General features: G+C 58.8%; 10 protein-coding genes and 2 rRNA genes. 10 read left to right on the forward strand and 2 right to left on the reverse strand.

The features are described from left to right. Positions 1 to 94 precede the first annotated feature (94 nt). From OMP38_RS30235 to OMP38_RS36435, 7 genes are all read left to right on the forward strand, one after another. The gene (locus tag OMP38_RS30235) at positions 95 to 1,444 is read left to right on the forward strand and encodes a UDP-glucose dehydrogenase family protein (protein ID WP_277568372.1); all 1,350 of its coding nucleotides are present in this window, start codon (positions 95 to 97) and stop codon (positions 1,442 to 1,444) included. Positions 1,445 to 1,464: 20 nt separating this feature from the next. After that, positions 1,465 to 2,337: a UTP--glucose-1-phosphate uridylyltransferase GalU gene (gene galU, locus OMP38_RS30240; RefSeq protein WP_277568373.1), complete on the forward strand. Its 873-nt coding sequence runs from the start codon at positions 1,465 to 1,467 to the stop codon at positions 2,335 to 2,337. An 83-nt stretch (positions 2,338 to 2,420) separates the two neighbouring features. Beyond that, positions 2,421 to 2,705, forward strand: coding sequence for a hypothetical protein (locus OMP38_RS30245; protein ID WP_277568374.1), 285 nt, complete (start codon positions 2,421 to 2,423; stop codon positions 2,703 to 2,705). A gap of 47 nt (positions 2,706 to 2,752) precedes the next feature. Beyond that, the gene (locus OMP38_RS30250) at positions 2,753 to 3,097 is read left to right on the forward strand and encodes a hypothetical protein (RefSeq protein ID WP_277568375.1); all 345 of its coding nucleotides are present in this window, start codon (positions 2,753 to 2,755) and stop codon (positions 3,095 to 3,097) included. 371 nt (positions 3,098 to 3,468) lie between these two features. Further along, entirely contained in the window at positions 3,469 to 4,191 is a 723-nt protein-coding gene (gene pcrB, locus OMP38_RS30255) for a heptaprenylglyceryl phosphate synthase (protein ID WP_277568376.1), read from the forward strand. A gap of 60 nt (positions 4,192 to 4,251) precedes the next feature. Beyond that, entirely contained in the window at positions 4,252 to 6,639 is a 2,388-nt protein-coding gene (pcrA, locus tag OMP38_RS30260) for a DNA helicase PcrA (RefSeq protein ID WP_420869769.1), read from the forward strand. A gap of 1 nt (position 6,640) precedes the next feature. Further along, positions 6,641 to 6,709, forward strand: a complete 69-nt coding sequence (locus OMP38_RS36435) for a hypothetical protein (RefSeq protein WP_420869781.1) — start codon at positions 6,641 to 6,643, stop codon at positions 6,707 to 6,709. 67 nt (positions 6,710 to 6,776) lie between these two features. Here OMP38_RS36435 and OMP38_RS30265 read toward each other — a convergent pair whose 3' ends face one another. Next, positions 6,777 to 7,172 (reverse strand): hypothetical protein, encoded by a 396-nt coding sequence (locus tag OMP38_RS30265; protein WP_277568377.1) that lies wholly within the window; start codon positions 7,170 to 7,172, stop codon positions 6,777 to 6,779. Between the two features lie 119 nt (positions 7,173 to 7,291). Here OMP38_RS30265 and ligA point away from each other — a divergent pair, with 119 nt between their 5' ends. Next, the gene (gene ligA, locus OMP38_RS30270; RefSeq protein WP_277568378.1) at positions 7,292 to 9,328 is read left to right on the forward strand and encodes an NAD-dependent DNA ligase LigA; all 2,037 of its coding nucleotides are present in this window, start codon (positions 7,292 to 7,294) and stop codon (positions 9,326 to 9,328) included. A 90-nt stretch (positions 9,329 to 9,418) separates the two neighbouring features. Here ligA and OMP38_RS30275 read toward each other — a convergent pair whose 3' ends face one another. Next, positions 9,419 to 9,838 carry a DUF4395 domain-containing protein gene (locus OMP38_RS30275; protein WP_277568379.1) on the reverse strand — a complete coding sequence of 140 codons (420 nt, stop codon included), beginning with the start codon at positions 9,836 to 9,838 and terminating at the stop codon, positions 9,419 to 9,421. A 379-nt stretch (positions 9,839 to 10,217) separates the two neighbouring features. On the opposite strand from OMP38_RS30275, the gene OMP38_RS30280 reads away from it, so the two are divergent. Continuing rightward, positions 10,218 to 11,771 (forward strand): 16S ribosomal RNA (locus tag OMP38_RS30280). 233 nt (positions 11,772 to 12,004) lie between these two features. Further along, positions 12,005 to 14,775: ribosomal RNA gene (locus OMP38_RS30285) — 23S ribosomal RNA — on the forward strand; the annotation flags it as partial.

A 14,775-nucleotide genomic window follows, 5' to 3' on the forward strand; every position in this document is an offset into this window, starting at 1 on the left:
TGGATTTTACATTCCGTTAACCTGAAGCGCATTCAGGCTTGCGGTCCCGTTGCTACAATAAACGGACGGCAACGGAATCCAAGGAGGGACCTTTATGAAAATCGCGGTTGTGGGAGCGGGCATCGTCGGATTGACGACGGCGGCCGGATTCGCGGATTTGGGACACCAGGTATACTGCAGCGATTCGGACGGCGATAAAATAGAACGAATCTCGAGCGGCAGGCTGCCTTGCTGGGAGCCTGGTCTTGCCGAACTGGCAAAGCGGGGACAAGACGCGGGACGGCTCGCTTTCGGCGTCGGCGCCTCACCCGCGATCGGCGAGGCCGAGGTCGTATTCCTCGCGGTCGGAACGCCCGCGACGGACGACGGGGAGATCCTGCTGGCCCAGCTTTGGGAAGCTGCGGACTTGCTCGGGCCCCGGACGGACGGCGCGCGCAGGCTGATCGCCGTGAAGAGCACGGTGCCCGTCGGTACGGCCGAGCGGCTGGAAGCGCGCATTCGGGCGAGGCTCCCGGCCGAGTACGGCGTTGACGTCGTGTCCGTGCCCGAGTTTTTGCGTGAGGGCTTCGCGGTACGGGATTTCTTCGAACCGTCGCGCGTTGTCATCGGTTCGGCGACGCACGAGGCGGCCGAAATCATGGATCGACTGTACAGGAGATTATCCACGACCGTCGTGCACACGGATCGGCGAAGCGCGGAGCTCGCGAAGCTCGCGTCCAATGCGGCGCTGGCGATCAAGATCTCCTACGCCAACGAGATGGCCGCGCTTTCGGAGCAGACCGGCGCCGACTACCCGGACATCGCCCATATCCTTGGGCTGGATCCGCGCATCGGGCCGCACTTTTTGGGCGCTGGCCTTGGCTTCGGAGGCTCCTGCCTCCCGAAGGACGCGCGCGCGCTCGTCCGGCTCGCGAGCGAGGCAGGCGCGCCGCAGACGGTCGCTTCCGCCGCCATCCGCGCCAACGCCGTTCTGCCGCAGCGCATGGCGCGCAAGCTTGAAGCGGCGCTCAGCGGTTTGTCGCGTCGGCGCGTAACGCTGCTCGGGCTGGCCTTCAAGCCCGGCACCGCCGATTTGCGGGAAGCGCCATCGCTGCGCCTGATCGCCGAGCTGAAGAAGCGATACCCGGGTATCGGGCTGGCCGCTTATGATCCTGCCGTCGACGTCGCGATGAAGCGGCAGCTTCCCGCCGGCGTCGGGCTGTACGGCTCCGCCGAAGAGGCGCTGCGGGGCGCGGACGCCGCGATCGTCGTGACAGAATGGCCCGAGATTCGCAAAATATCGCCAGAAGACTACAAAAGCTGGATGAGCAGGCCTATAATATTAGATGGACGCAACTGCCTGGATGCGCACGCGCTTAACGCGCAAGGCGTCGTATGCATCGGAGTCGGGCGTCTGCCGGCCGCGCCGCCAGCAATTCCGGCGTATCAAGGACGGCACGCATAAATAGAGAGGATGCCTGTCTCATGAAGGTCCGCAAGGCTATTATCCCCGCAGCGGGACTCGGCACTCGCTTTCTCCCCGCGACGAAGGCGATGCCCAAAGAGATGCTGCCGATTATCGACAAGCCCGGCATTCAATATATCGTCGAAGAAGCGGTCGCTTCCGGCATCGAGGATATTATCATCGTGACCGGCAAGGGCAAGCGGGCCATCGAGGACCATTTTGACAGCTATTACGAGCTTGAAGAAAATCTGCGCCAGAAGGGCAAGCTCGACCTGCTCTCCGAGGTGCAGCATGCTTCGGAACTCATCGATATTCACTACATTCGGCAAAAAGAAGCGAAGGGGCTCGGCCATGCGATCTGGTGCGCGCGCAACTTCATCGGCGACGAGCCGTTCGCCGTCCTGCTCGGAGACGATATCGTCCGTTCCGAGACGCCGTGCTTGAAGCAGATGATGGACGTCTACGACAAGGTCCAGAGCAGCGTGCTGGCCGTCAAGCGCGTACCTGACGATGAGATCTCCCGCTACGGCATCGTCGATCCGACCGAGGGGGCCGACCTGACCCAAGATATCGTTCAGGTCCGGGGCGTCGTGGAAAAGCCTGCGACGGATCGCGCCCCTTCTAATATTGCCATCATGGGACGGTACATATTGACGCCAGCCATTTTCGGCCTGCTCGAGACGCAGGACACCGGCGCGGGCGGCGAGATCCAGCTGACGGACGCCATCTTCCGCCTGCTGCAGCAAGAATCGGTGTACGCCTATGCCTTCGAAGGCGATCGCTATGACACTGGCGAGAAGCTGGGGTACTTGAAGACGATCGTCGACTTCGCGCTTCAGCGTCCGGATCTTGGCGCTGCGTTCAAGGCTTATCTGGAGAGCAAGCTTAGTTAAAACTGCGTGAAGCACACGCCGCTATTCCTCCGGGAATGGCGGCTTTTTTTGTTGTCAATCGACCCTTAGGAGGGAGAATTTTCATGACAAATGATAAGAATGGCACCGCTGCGGAGATCGTCCAAGCTTTTATCGAAAAGCAAAGAAAGTCCGCTGCCGGGCAGCGGCTTGCGATGCTGAACCGCGACCTGAGCGGCACGATCAAGCTGTTGACCGATATTTTGCTGCCCGTATTCGGCTCGCTAGAAGGCTTTCATTTGGAATACGAGATCGTTGGCGCGAAGGAGTCAAGCTCTACGCGGACATTTACTACGAGCCACTCGGCATCGTGTTCGAATGCGACGGTTTTGTCGCTCATGTCGAGCTGATGACGCGCGACCGTTTCTCTTTCGGGCGCTTAAGGATGCGATCGTTCGTGATGATGGGATACAAGCACATCCCGTTCAGCCGGGACGAAATGGACAAGAAGCCGGAAATGTGCCGCCGGATGCTGTATGAATTGTTGGGGAAGTACGGCGGTGCCGGAGATATGATGATGCAAGCATCGATTTATGCGCGGGAGATCGTGAAGAATGCATCCAACGGCAAGGCGTTCAAACCGCAGGATGCCCAATCTTGGCTGCAACTCAAGCGCGACAAGACTCGAAAGGTGCTTCGGGCGATGCTGGCGGAAAGCTGGGTCGATTTGGCCGGCGGAAGCGAACGGCGGAACCACCAGTACAAATTGACAGACAAGGGTTGGACGCTGCTGAGAAGGTAGTTGCTCCTAGGGCAGGAGAGGGTACAGGTTGATTAGTGACTGAAAAGGGATGTTGTGCGGTAGTATCGCTTAACTTGGGGGCGTGGAGTGCCGAAGATGCGAGTTGCACGGCGGCGTCGCATAACTCGGAAGCTTGGAGCGTTGAAATAGCGAGTTGTGCAGCGGTATCGCATAACTCGGCAGCTTGGAGCGTTTGAAGTCGCGAGTTGTACGGCGGTATCGCATAACTCGGCAGCTTCGAGCCTGGATACCCCAGGAATGTCGCACTCCCCCCCCTACTCCAGTATTTTGCGTACTGAAATCCCCGCCGTTCGCCTTCCCCCCTTGCCCCGATTTCCTGTAGACTAGGGGTAAACGCCGTGGAGGAACGCATGATCGCATTTTCGGATAGGTATGCCGCGTGGCGGCACGTATTCAAGCTGGACCCGGACCGCGCGATTTCCGACGAGGCGCTGGAGCGGGTCTGCTTGTCCGGCACGGACGGCATCCTGGTGGGCGGTTCGAGCGGCATTACTTACGACAACACGGTGGAGCTCATGGCCCGGATCCGCCGCTTCGAAGTGCCTTGCGCCCTGGAGCTGACCGGCGCCGACAGCGCCGTGCCGGGCTTCGACGGCTACTTCGTGCCGATGGTGCTCAACGCGAAGCGCATGGAATGGTTGGTCGGCAGGCAGGTCGAGGCGCTGGCCGAGTACGGCGCGTTCATGCCTTGGGAACTCACGGCAGCTCAGGCTTACTTGATCCTGAACGGCGAGTGCACCGCCGCCCAAGTGACCGAAGCGCGGACGGCGCTCACCGCGGACGAAGTGCTGGCCTACGGTCAGTTGGCCGACCGGCTCTGGCGCGTTCCCGTGCTATACCTGGAATACAGCGGCGCGTTTGGGGATATGGAGCTGGTCCGCAAAGTTCGAGACCAACTCACGCAGGCGCGGCTGTTCTACGGCGGAGGCATCGCCACCCCCGAGCAGGCGAGGGTTGCCGCGGCGTCGGCGCATACGGTCGTCGTGGGCAATGTCATCTACAGCGATCTGAACGCGGCGCTTGCGACGGTCGACGCCGCGAAGCGCGAGATCGTCGCGGGAGGCCCTGCCTGAGACGTCCCGCGCGGCGGATAGACGCCTTCTATAAGCTACAAGCAAAGGAGCGTTATCATTATGTTTTTTGAACCGGCACAACCGTCGTCGGGGACGACGTTCAATATCGACGAAGCCGTGAACCGGCTGAATCCCAAGCAACGAGAAGCTGCCGTCGCCACCGACGGACCGCTGCTCATCATGGCCGGCGCGGGCAGCGGCAAGACGCGCGTGCTCACGCACCGCATCGCTTACCTGATTGCCAAGCGCATCGCGGCGCCCTGGAGCATTCTCGCGATCACTTTTACCAATAAGGCGGCGCGCGAGATGCAGGACCGCGTTTCCAAGCTCATCGGCGCAAGCGGTCGAGACGTATGGGTGAGCACGTTCCACTCGATGAGCGTGCGCATTTTGCGGCGGGACATCGAGCGGATCGGTTTCGGCTCCAACTTCAGCATCCTGGATTCGGCGGACCAATTGTCCGTGATCCGAGGCGTCATGAAGGAGCAGAACGTCGACACCAAGAAGTTCGAGCCCAAAGCGGTGCAGGCGATGATCAGCGGCGCCAAAAACGAGCTGCTGTCGCCGGAACAATACGAAGCGCGCGCAGGCGATTATTTCCAAACGATCGCGGCCAAGGTGTACACGCAGTATCAGCGCCGTCTGAAGGCGAACAACTCGCTCGACTTCGACGACCTCATTTTGCTCACGATCCAGTTGTTCCGCGAAGTGCCCGAAGTGCTCGAGTTTTACCAGAACAAGTTCCGGTATATCCACGTAGACGAGTATCAGGATACGAATAAGGCACAGTACATGATCTGTAAAATGCTCGCCGCCAAGCACCACAACATCTGCGTCGTGGGCGACAGCGACCAGTCGATTTATCGTTGGCGGGGCGCGGACATTACGAACATTCTCAACTTCGAGGCCGACTATCCCGAAGCGCGTACGATTCTGCTGGAGCAGAATTACCGCTCGACCTCCAACATTTTGGAAGCTGCCAACCAAGTCATCAAGAACAACATGGGACGCAAGCCCAAAAATCTGTGGACCGACAGCGCCGGCGGGGACAAGATCACGGTCTACCAAGGCGATTCGGAGCACGGAGAAGGATACTTCGTTGCGGGCGAGATCCGCAAAAACAGGCAGAACGGCCGTCGTTACGACCATCACGCCATTCTTTACCGCACGAACGCCATGTCCCGGGTGATGGAAGAAATTCTGATCAAATCCGAGATTCCGTATCAGATCGTGGGCGGCACCAAGTTCTACGACCGCAAGGAAATCAAGGACATTCTGGCGTATCTGCGGCTCATCTCCAACCCGGACGACGATATCAGCTTGAACCGCATCATCAACGTTCCCAAGCGCGCGCTTGGCGATACGACGATGGGGAAGGTGCAGGAGGAGGCGCAGCGCCAGGGCATCTCGATCTACAAACTGATCAGCCAGGGCGAAGGCTTGCTTGGCGACGGCCTTTACCATTTGGACATTCAGGCGCGCGCCAAGGCGGCACTCTCCGAGTTCAGCGCCCTGATCGCGAACCTGACCGCCATGGTCGAATACCTGTCCGTGACCGAATTGACGGAGAAAATGCTGGAGCTGTCCGGCTATCGCATGGAGCTGCAGCGGGAGAATACGATCGAGTCGCAGGCGCGCCTGGAGAACATCGAGGAGTTCCTGTCCGTCACCCAGGAGTTCGAGAACCGCAACGAGGACAAGTCGCTAGTCGCGTTCCTGACGGATCTCGCGCTGATCGCGGACATCGATTCGATGGGAGACGACGAGGACGACAAGGAAAAGGGCGACGCGGTCGTGCTCATGACGATGCATAGCGCCAAAGGGCTGGAGTTCCCGGTCGTGTTCATCGTCGGCATGGAAGAGGGGATTTTCCCCGGCAGCCGGGCTTTCATGGACAACGACGAGATGGAGGAGGAGCGGCGGCTCGCTTACGTCGGCATCACGCGGGCGGAGAAGAAGCTGTACCTCACCTGCGCGCAGAGTCGTTTGCTGTATGGGCGGACGGCGGCCAATGCGCCGTCGCGTTTCCTGGAGGAGATTCCCGACAATCTGAAGGAATCGGTGGAAATGAGGGGCGGGCGCATCGGCGGCTCGTTCGGCGGATTCGGCTCGCGCATCGGCGGAGGGCGCGGTCCGGGCGGTGGCTTCGGCGGCGGTGGGACGCAGCCGGGCTTTGGCGCGCGGCCGCAGGCTGGCGGATTCGGCGGAGCCGCGGGCGGCGGTTTCGGAAGCCGTCCGCAGGCGGGGGGCGCTCCCGGGGCGGCGAGGCCGATTGGGCAGCCGCCGGCGAGCTACGGCGTAGGCGCCCGTCCGGCTGCGGCTCCGCAGCCGGCGGCGGGCGGCGGCCAAGGCCTTTCCGTCGCGGCGGGCGACAAGGTGCAGCATGCCAAGTGGGGCGTGGGCACGGTCGTCGCGGTAAAGGGGGAGCGGGAGCGATACGGAGCTTAATATCGCTTTCCCCGCGCCGGTAGGGCTCAAGCGCCTGCTCGCGGCCTTCGCGCCCGTCACCAAGATCTGATTTTGGCCGCGAGCGGCAAAAAAGCCGCCGCGCCTTATGGGCGCAGCGGCTTTCCCGTACATAAAACTCAGTGATAGCCAGGCAGATGGGTATCGGGATCCTTCAGGACGTTGAGAATGTCCATATGAATCAGATGTCTCCGCGTCTCCTCCGTGCCGATCCTGAAGATCGTGCGGTAGATGTCCAGCATCTGCTCGTTGTACTTGTCCGTGGCCGGATCATGATCCGCGGACTTGTAGGGAATGATGCCGCGCAAGGATGTCAGATCGTCCGTCTGCGACCGCTTGGCGAGCAGGGCCATCAGTTGGTCGATCTCCCTGTCCGTCGCAAACAAGCTGAGTTGATCGGTCGTATGGTTTTCTTCTTTCGTTATCGTACCGGCCGATACCGAGACGTAATACGTCTCCCGAACAGACGAATGCCTCTCTTGGCTATCGTAATATTTATCCGTTTGATTATCCATGTTTTAACCCTCCCGTTTTGCCTCGGTTGTACCTTTTTACACGATATTCGGGGGGCTTGAATCAAATCCGCACCACCATCAACCCGGCGAGCCGGGGTCGCGAAAGAGGCCGAATAGCCATGACGGAGCCACTGCAGCGGATGAGACAGCTGGTTGACGAACTGAATGTCCACGTCCGGCGTTACTATACCGAAGACAATCCTTCCATCAGCGATCGGGAGTACGACCTGCTGTATGACGAACTGGTTGCCTTGGAAAAAGAGACCGGGACCGCGCTCCCCGATTCGCCGACCCACCGCGTGGGCGGGGAGATCTTGAAGGGCTTCGAGCCCCATCGCCACATGGCGCGGCTGTGGAGCTTGGACAAGGCGCAGAACGTCGACGATCTCAAGACGTGGGCGCAGCGCGTAAACAAGCTGGTGTCGGATTACAACGCGCGTCATCCGGACGCGCCTTTGCCGCCGCCCGAATACGTCATCGAGCAGAAGTTCGACGGCCTGACGCTCAACTTGACCTATGCGAACGGCGAGCTCGTTCAAGCGGCCACCCGCGGCAACGGCGCCGTCGGCGAGGGCATTCTGGCGCAGGTGAAAACGATTCGCTCGATCCCGCTGTCGATTCCTTATAAAGGCGGCCCCATCGAGATCCAGGGCGAAGGCATCATGCGTCTATCCGTGCTCGAAGCCTACAACCGTACCGCGGCGGAGCCGCTTAAGAATGCCCGCAACGGCGCCGCCGGCGCGCTCCGCAACCTGAATCCGGCCGTCACCGCCTCGCGCAAGCTGGATGCCTTCTTCTATAATGTCGGCTTCTCGGACGCCGCCGGCGTCTCGTTCGCGAACCATCGCGAGATATTGGCCTTCCTCCGCGACAACGGCTTGCCGGTCAATAACTTCGAGCGCTACTACGACAATATTGAAGAGGTCGCCGAGGAGCTGAACGCGATCGTCGTGTTCCGGCACGAGCTCGACTATCTGATCGACGGGGCCGTCGTGAAGGTGACGGACCTGCGCACGCGCGAAGCGCTCGGCTATACGGACAAGTTTCCGCGTTGGGCGGTGGCCTTCAAGTTCGAGGCGGAGGAGACGACGACCGTGCTGGAGTCCGTCTCCTGGGAAGTCGGCCGCACGGGCAAGGTAACGCCGCTCGCGCGCGTCGAAGCCGTCGAGCTCGCAGGCGTGACGGTACAGAACTGCACGCTGAACAATATCGGCGACATCGCGCGGAAGAACCTGACGCATGCGCTCGGGACGCGCGTGTTTATCCGGCGTTCCAACGATGTCATCCCCGAGATTCTCGGCAAGGCGGACGAGGAGCCGGGACTCGAGATCGCCGTACCGGAGGTATGTCCTGCATGCGGCACGCCGTTGGAGCTTCGGGGCGCACATTTATTCTGCCCGAATCGGCTCGGCTGCCGGCCGCAGATCGTGGGTCGCATTACGCATTTCGCTTCCCGCGACTGCATGGACATCGAGACCTTCAGTGGCAAGACCGCCGGGCAGCTCCTCGAGGCGCTCGACGTTCGCGACCCCGCGGATCTGTACGAGCTGCAGTTCGACGATCTGGTCAAGCTGGAGCGCTTCGGGGAAAAGAAAGCGAACAACCTGCTGGCCTCCGTCGAAAAGTCCAAATCCCGCGAGCTGGCCGCCTTCTTGAACGCGCTCGGCATCCCGAACACGGGCAAGGCGACCGCGCGCACGCTCGCAGACCATTACGGCGACCTCGACCGGCTGATGGCAGCGGAGGCCGAAGAACTCGTCACGCTGCCCGATATCGGCGGCATCGTGGCCGAGAGCATCGCGGGCTTCTTCCGCGACCCGCTCATGCAACAGAGCATCGCCCGCATGCGCGCCGCGGGCGTGAAGGCCGAGGCTGACCGCCCGGCGGCGCAGGCGGCGGATGCGAGCCATCCGCTGTTCGGCAAGACGGTCGTCCTCACCGGTACGCTCAGCCTGCTCACGCGCGACGACGCTTCAAGGCTTCTGGAGGCGCTCGGCGCCAAGGTGTCCGGCAGCGTCTCCAAGAAGACCGACCTGGTCATCGCAGGCGAGAGCGCCGGCAGCAAGCTGGCCAAAGCGCGGGATCTCGGCGTGCCCGTATTGGAAGACGAACGGGAGCTGCTCGCGCTGCTGGGCATGGAGGCGCCGGGCGAGTGACTGATTGCCTGAACGCGTTCATCACCGCTTTGCACAAATAAAAGGCCGACGCCCTTCCGAATGCTTCGGAAGGGCGTCGGCCTTTGCGTTTTAGGAATGCCGGATACGTCGTCTTGCGAGAAATTGCTTGTACTGAAAGTAAATCGTGCAGCCGACGCAATAGCCGAGCAGGGCGGCGCCCGCGGCGGCCAGCAGCATGACGGCGAATGCATACCCGGCGATGGTCCAGCCCAGCGAGAAGCTGAGGACGGCCAAGCTCAGGAAGAGAACTGCAAGCGTATTGTTGAACCGGGCTAGCTCTCTTGCTTGCGTTTCTTTGCCTGCCGTTTTCAGCCAAGGCTTCGCGACTCTTATAAAGAGGTTGTATCTGCCACCAGTCGCGAGACCGGCGACTTCGATCAGCCACAGTATGGCCAGCAGCCACAAGGGAGCGAAGAGGAAGGAGAGGACGACAAACAAGACGATGCCGGTCTGGTTGGACTTAATATAGGGCATGGGGACTTCCTTCATGAGAGAGCCTCCTTCAATTCTACTTCAATTCCAAGTTAACCCGTCGGCATTTAGAAGTCAATGCACAAATCAAGATACAAGTATTTACAGTTGCTTTTCTTCTCTTGGCTTGGTATATTAGTACTCGCCCCTTCGAGGGGACAGGCCGAAGCGAGCTTGAGAAAAACAGCTTCGAAAAAAAGAAGTTGACATGCCCGAACGAACCTGATAAAGTTAACTGCTGTCGGCTCGGAGAACTTGCGAGTGCGAAGGCCGGCGAACAGTAACGAGATTGCTCCTTGAAAACTGAACATCGAGCGTTAAAACAAACGGACGCTGAAGCCTTTCGGGGCTGAGGCAAAAGTTATACCAGCAATGAAATGAGCAAGTCAAGCTTACCTTTATGGAGAGTTTGATCCTGGCTCAGGACGAACGCTGGCGGCGTGCCTAATACATGCAAGTCGAGCGGATTCAGTTTGTAGCTTGCTACAAACTGAGTTAGCGGCGGACGGGTGAGTAACACGTAGGCAACCTGCCCCAAAGACCGGGATAACATTCGGAAACGAATGCTAAGACCGGATAGGCAACTTGGTCGCATGACTGGGTTGAGAAACACGGTGCAAGCTGTGGCTTTGGGATGGGCCTGCGGCGCATTAGCTAGTTGGTGGGGTAACGGCTCACCAAGGCGACGATGCGTAGCCGACCTGAGAGGGTGAACGGCCACACTGGGACTGAGACACGGCCCAGACTCCTACGGGAGGCAGCAGTAGGGAATCTTCCACAATGGGCGCAAGCCTGATGGAGCAACGCCGCGTGAGTGAGGAAGGCTTTCGGGTCGTAAAGCTCTGTTGCCAGGGAAGAATAAGGATGAGGTAACTACTCATTCGATGACGGTACCTGAGAAGAAAGCCCCGGCTAACTACGTGCCAGCAGCCGCGGTAATACGTAGGGGGCAAGCGTTGTCCGGAATTATTGGGCGTAAAGCGCGCGCAGGCGGTCTTTTAAGTCTGGTGTCTAAGTGCGGGGCTCAACCCCGTGATGCACTGGAAACTGGGAGACTTGAGTGCAGAAGAGGAGAGCGGAATTCCACGTGTAGCGGTGAAATGCGTAGAGATGTGGAGGAACACCAGTGGCGAAGGCGGCTCTCTGGACTGTAACTGACGCTGAGGCGCGAAAGCGTGGGGAGCAAACAGGATTAGATACCCTGGTAGTCCACGCCGTAAACGATGAGTGCTAGGTGTTGGGGGGGGTCCACCCCTCGGTGCCGAAGTTAACACATTAAGCACTCCGCCTGGGGAGTACGGTCGCAAGACTGAAACTCAAAGGAATTGACGGGGACCCGCACAAGCAGTGGAGTATGTGGTTTAATTCGAAGCAACGCGAAGAACCTTACCAGGTCTTGACATCCCTCTGACCGGTCTAGAGATAGACCTTTCCTTCGGGACAGAGGAGACAGGTGGTGCATGGTTGTCGTCAGCTCGTGTCGTGAGATGTTGGGTTAAGTCCCGCAACGAGCGCAACCCTTGGATTTAGTTGCCAGCACTTTGGGTGGGCACTCTAGATCGACTGCCGGTGACAAACCGGAGGAAGGCGGGGATGACGTCAAATCATCATGCCCCTTATGACCTGGGCTACACACGTACTACAATGGCCGGTACAACGGGCTGCGAAGTCGCGAGACGGAGCCAATCCTACCAAAGCCGGTCTCAGTTCGGATTGCAGGCTGCAACTCGCCTGCATGAAGTCGGAATTGCTAGTAATCGCGGATCAGCATGCCGCGGTGAATACGTTCCCGGGTCTTGTACACACCGCCCGTCACACCACGAGAGTTTACAACACCCGAAGCCGGTGGGGTAACCCGCAAGGGAGCCAGCCGTCGAAGGTGGGGTAGATGATTGGGGTGAAGTCGTAACAAGGTAGCCGTATCGGAAGGTGCGGCTGGATCACCTCCTTTCTAAGGAGCCCTTCGGGGCAATACGAAGTCCGTGGTTTTAACGCTCGAGTTCAGTTTTGAAGGAGAAATCCTTCAGTGCGTACCGCACGAACGCGTTTCTAGCGAAACGCTGCCTCTTGCGGCACGGACGAGACGATCTTCGATCGCTCGTTTGCACCTTGAAAACCGGATAGCGAAACGAAAATGCGCAAATTAGAAATTCTCATGCATTGCCTTGTGTGGTTTAGCCGACAGGTTAAGCTATTAAGGGCGCACGGAGGATGCCTAGGCGCCAGGAGCCTAAGAAGGACGCGGCGAACAGCGAAATTGCCTCGGGGAGCCGTAAGCAGGCTTTGATCCGGGGATGTCCGAATGGGGAAACCCGGCTGGGGTCATGCCCAGTCACCTATGAGTGAATCCATAGCTCATAAGGAGGCACACCCAGGGAACTGAAACATCTAAGTACCTGGAGGAGAAGAAAACAAGAGTGATTCCGTCAGTAGCGGCGAGCGAAAGCGGATTAGCCCAAACCTGAGAGCTTGCTCTCAGGGGTTGTGGGACGTCTCACATGGAGTTACAAAGGGATAGGTTAGGCGAAGAGATCTGGAAAGGTCCGGCATAGAAGGTAAAAGCCCTGTAGCCGAAAGTCTATCCCCTCCGAGACGGATCCCGAGTACCGCGGGACACGAGAAACCCCGTGGGAATCCGGCAGGACCATCTGCCAAGGCTAAATACTCCCTGGCGACCGATAGTGAAGCAGTACCGTGAGGGAAAGGTGAAAAGCACCGCGGGAGCGGAGTGAAAAAAGAACCTGAAACCGTGCGCTTACAAGAAGTCAGAGCCCGATCTAGGGGTGATGGCGTGCCTTTTGTAGAATGAACCGGCGAGTTACGTTTACGTGCGAGGTTAAGTCGGAGAGACGGAGCCGCAGCGAAAGCGAGTCTGAATAGGGCGCTTTAGTACGTAGTCGTAGACCCGAAACCGGGTGATCTACCCCTGTGCAGGGTGAAGGTGAGGTAACACTTACTGGAGGCCCGAACTCGTGAGCGTTGAAAAGCTCTGGGATGACGTGGGGGTAGGGGAGAAATTCCAATCGAACTCGGAGATAGCTGGTTCTCCCCGAAATAGCTTTAGGGCTAGCCTCGAGATTTAGCATCATGGAGGTAGAGCACTGATTGGGTGCGGGGCCCGCCAAGGGTTACCAAGTCCAGTCAAACTCCGAATGCCATGGATGTATGCTCGGGAGTCAGACGGCGAGTGCTAAGATCCGTCGTCAAGAGGGAAAGAGCCCAGATCATCAGCTAAGGTCCCCAAGTGTGTGTTAAGTGGGAAAGGATGTGGAGTTGCGAAGACAACCAGGATGTTGGCTTAGAAGCAGCCACCATTTAAAGAGTGCGTAATAGCTCACTGGTCGAGTGACTCTGCGCCGAAAATGTAACGGGGCTAAACACACCACCGAAGCTATGGCATGTACCTTTTAGGTACTTGGGTAGGGGAGCGTTGAATGCGGGTTGAAGTCGGACCGAGAGGATCGGTGGACTGCATTCAAGTGAGAATGCCGGTATGAGTAACGAAAAGACAGGTGAGAATCCTGTCCGCCGAAAGCCTAAGGGTTCCTGAGGAAGGTTCGTCCGCTCAGGGTAAGTCGGGACCTAAGGCGAGGCCGAAAGGCGTAGTCGAAGGACAACAGGTTGAAATTCCTGTACCACCGTAATCCGTTACGAGCGATGGGGGGACGCAGGAGGGCAAGAACGCGAGCTGATGGAATAGCTCGTCCAAGCAGTGAGGGGTGTGTGTAGGCAAATCCGCACACTGATACCTTGAGCTGTGATGGGGAGGGAAAATTACAGTACCGAAGGTTCCGTGCTCACGCTGCCGAGAAAAGCCTCTAGCCAGGAGAAGGTGCCCGTACCGCAAACCGACACAGGTAGGCGAGAAGAGAATTCTAAGGCGCGCGGAAGAACTCTCGTTAAGGAACTCGGCAAAATGACCCCGTAACTTCGGGAGAAGGGGTGCCTCGGTAGGGTGAATAGCCCGAGGGGGCCGCAGTGAATAGGCCCAAGCGACTGTTTAGCAAAAACACAGGTCTGTGCGAAGCCGTAAGGCGAAGTATACGGGCTGACGCCTGCCCGGTGCTGGAAGGTTAAGGGGGAGCGGTTAGGGGCAACCCGAAGCTGTGAACCGAAGCCCCAGTAAACGGCGGCCGTAACTATAACGGTCCTAAGGTAGCGAAATTCCTTGTCAGGTAAATTCTGACCCGCACGAATGGCGTAACGACTTGGGCGCTGTCTCAACGAGAGATCCGGTGAAATTTTAGTACCTGTGAAGATGCAGGTTACCCGCGACGTGACGGAAAGACCCCATGGAGCTTTACTGTAGCTTGATATTGAACTTGGGTACGGTCTGTACAGGATAGGTGGGAGCCTAAGAAGCCTGAGCGCAAGCTTCAATGGAGGCGCCGTTGGGATACCACCCTGATCGTATCTAGGTTCTAACCTGTCACCGTGAATCCGGTGAAGGGACCGTGTCAGGCGGACAGTTTGACTGGGGCGGTCGCCTCCTAAAGCGTAACGGAGGCGCCCCAAGGTTCCCTCAGAATGGTTGGAAATCATTCGAAGAGTGCAAAGGCATAAGGGAGCTTGACTGCGAGACCTACAAGTCGAGCAGGGACAAAAGTCGGGCTTAGTGATCCGGTGGTACCGAATGGAAGGGCCATCGCTCAACGGATAAAAGCTACCCTGGGGATAACAGGCTTATCTCCCCCAAGAGTCCACATCGACGGGGAGGTTTGGCACCTCGATGTCGGCTCATCGCATCCTGGGGCTGAAGTAGGTCCCAAGGGTTGGGCTGTTCGCCCATTAAAGCGGTACGCGAGCTGGGTTCAGAACGTCGTGAGACAGTTCGGGCCCCCTCTGTATTCGGGCGTCAGGAAATTCGAGAGGTGCTGTCTCCTTTCGTACGAGAGGACCGGGATGGACGCACCGCTGGTGTACCAGTTGTTCCGCCAGGAGCATCGCTGGGTAGC

Source organism: Cohnella ginsengisoli (genome assembly GCF_029525555.1).
Taxonomy (GTDB): Bacteria; Bacillota; Bacilli; order Paenibacillales; family Paenibacillaceae; genus Cohnella; species Cohnella ginsengisoli.